Here is a 2,481-nt window from a genome sequence, read left to right as displayed (position 1 = left end):
TGGTAATGAGAAATAAGATAGACAATTCTGCTGACTAACACCCTAGTCTTACCTGTTCCTGCTCCTGCAATAATAAGAGCATTGCACAAAGGAGCGCTGACAGCTTCCTTTTGTGAATCATTAAGACCTTCAAGAATTTTTGACTCATCAGCAACTGGTGCAGAATCAAGTAAATCTAAATCACTCATTTATCATCCGTTTATATTATAAAAGCGAATCTAATTCGAGAATATTATCTAGCTGAATATGAGGCAAGACTTTCAGATGTCTTTCATCATTTGAAATTCCTGTATATCCTTTATAAAGCCATGCACAGTTAAAACCAGCGCTGATTGCACCGTATACATCAGTATATGGGTCATCGCCTATGTGCAGAATTTCATGTGGAGAAACTTTTGTTATCCTTGAGCATTCTTTGAAAAGATCCAAATGAGGTTTACATTTAAAAACGCCCATCTTCGGTCTTAAGTCATATTCAAACAAATGATCTATTTTTAAAATTTGAGGATCAAGGTTTCCGTTTGAGACAGATATCATACGATATTTCTGTTTGAGTTTCTCAAGCATTTGTACAACTTCAATACTAACAGATCCGGCTGATCTTTTTTTTATGAATTCTAAAACCAGATCCTTGGCCTCTTCAAGACCGCCCTTTAAAGGCTGTTTTAGGTACTCAAAGGCAATTACCAAACTCTTTGCTCTTAGTAAAGTTACATCATCTTCAAGTCTTGGCTCTTGCAAAAGAAGATCTTTTTTAATCTTTGCCCAAAAGGAGTAATCATTGCAAAAAGGCATAAGATTATATCTGTCAGTCAGATATTCAGAAAACCAGTTTTCTGCAGCGCTAAGAACTGACTGACAATCATATATATTATTATCAAGATCAAAAGATAATACCTTAATGCTATTAAGGTTTATTGATTTGTAAAACTTCACTGTCAGTCCTTTTTATTCAATGGATGAGCATCAAGATAAACTTTCTTTAAATACTCAAAATTCAGATGTGTATAAATCTGTGTTGCAGCAAGTGAACTGTGACCTAACATTTCCTGGACAGATCTAAGATCAGCTCCTCCTTGCAGTAATCCTGTTGCAAAAGAGTGTCTTAACTTATGTGGATTTAAATGCGTCATGATTCCTGATTTTTTAGCTAGCTCATCTAGATTCTGCTGAACAGCTCTAGAGGTAAGTCTTCTGCCAAAGCGATTTAGAAATAATGCTTTTTCCTCTAAATCTGGATTAAACTCATGGCGCAATTCAAGATATCTTTTAATCTTTGAAATTGCTATTTTTGTAACAGGAACAACGCGCTCTTTAGATCCCTTTCCAAGAACCCTTACCTCGTTTGTTGTAAAGTCTATGCTGTTCAGATCAAGAGCCACAAGTTCCGATACACGAAGTCCTGATGAGAACAAAAGTTCGGCTATCGTATTATCCCTAAGCTCCTTTAGATCTTTTGGAGCATAGTCAAGAAGTGTATTAAGCTCATTTAATGTAAGTGTATCAGGTAAAAGTCTTTTGACCTTAGGTACCTTGATTAGTTTTGTAGGATTATCCTTTAGTACGCCTCTTTTAATAAGAAACCTGAAAAATGAGCTTATAGCGTACAGATCATGTGCAACAGAATTATTATTCAGTCTTTCATCATCTGTACCGAAATTAAATTCCTTTTGCAGGTATCTCATATGCTCTTCCTCAAATTGTTCCCACTTGAAATTGGATCCATATTCAAGGCTAAGAGCATCAACTGATTTTTGCAGAACCCGTCTGTAAGAGTCTACTGTTTTATCAGATAGCTTCTTTTCATAAATGATGTAATCTAAAAATCCATCAACGAGTTCTTTCATAATCTATTAAATAACGATGGTTCCTTCAAACACTCGTGTAGCAGGGCCTGACATCATTACACTTGATGTTTCATTTCCATCCCATGATATCTTCAGTGAACCACCAGGTAGAGTTACTGTAACAGGAGATTTGACTCGCCCCTGAGTAATAGCAATAACAGCTGCAGCACAGGCACCTGTTCCGCAGGCTAATGTCTCACCACAACCTCTTTCATATACACGAAGATTAATGCTGTGAGAATCAACCACATGGGCAAATCCCACATTTACGCGCTCTGGAAAGTTTTCATGATTTTCAAGCTCTGAACCGTACTTCTGTATTGTTGAATCCTGAACATCTTCATCAAAAAAGATAGTTGCATGAGGATTTCCCATAGATACAGCACCATGAGAAAATACAGTTCCATCTTTTAGCTTAATACTGTACTGTAAACTTTTTCTATCGCATTTAAAAGGAATTACAGCAGGATCAAAATGAGGCTTCCCCATATTTACAGTAACTGTATCATCGTCATTGAGTTTTAAAGTAAGAACACCTGATACGGTACTTACCTTGATTTCTCTTTTATTTGTAAGATGATGATCTATTACGAATCTTACAAAACAGCGAGCACCATTGCCGCACATCTGTACT

General features: G+C 36.3%; 4 protein-coding genes. All 4 read right to left on the bottom strand.

Features of this window, described 5'->3' with window-relative positions; translation table 11 throughout:
- Positions 1-188 (bottom strand): UvrD-helicase domain-containing protein (locus ACJML3_RS09085; protein WP_406022545.1); only part of this gene is annotated, 188 nt, incomplete at its 3' end.
- 16 nt (positions 189-204) lie between these two features.
- Entirely contained in the window at positions 205-936 is a 732-nt protein-coding gene (locus tag ACJML3_RS09080; protein WP_406022543.1) for an HAD-IA family hydrolase, read from the bottom strand.
- A gap of 2 nt (positions 937-938) precedes the next feature.
- Positions 939-1,847 (bottom strand): tyrosine recombinase XerC, encoded by a 909-nt coding sequence (locus ACJML3_RS09075; protein WP_406022541.1) that lies wholly within the window; start codon positions 1,845-1,847, stop codon positions 939-941.
- Positions 1,848-1,853: 6 nt separating this feature from the next.
- A partial coding sequence (gene dapF, locus ACJML3_RS09070; protein WP_406022539.1) for a diaminopimelate epimerase occupies positions 1,854-2,481 on the bottom strand: 628 nt, incomplete at its 5' end.

Source organism: Succinivibrio sp. (assembly GCF_045124615.1).
In the GTDB taxonomy this organism is placed as follows: domain Bacteria; phylum Pseudomonadota; class Gammaproteobacteria; order Enterobacterales; family Succinivibrionaceae; genus Succinivibrio; species Succinivibrio faecicola.
Note: the sequence above shows the minus strand (reverse complement) of the source record. Positions and strands in the feature narration are given on the sequence as shown.

Excerpts from the sequence above, each read along its gene's own strand:
- ACJML3_RS09075 (WP_406022541.1), bottom strand. The coding sequence starts at position 1,847 with ATGAAAGAACTCGTTGATGGATTTTTAGATTACATCATTTATGAAAAG.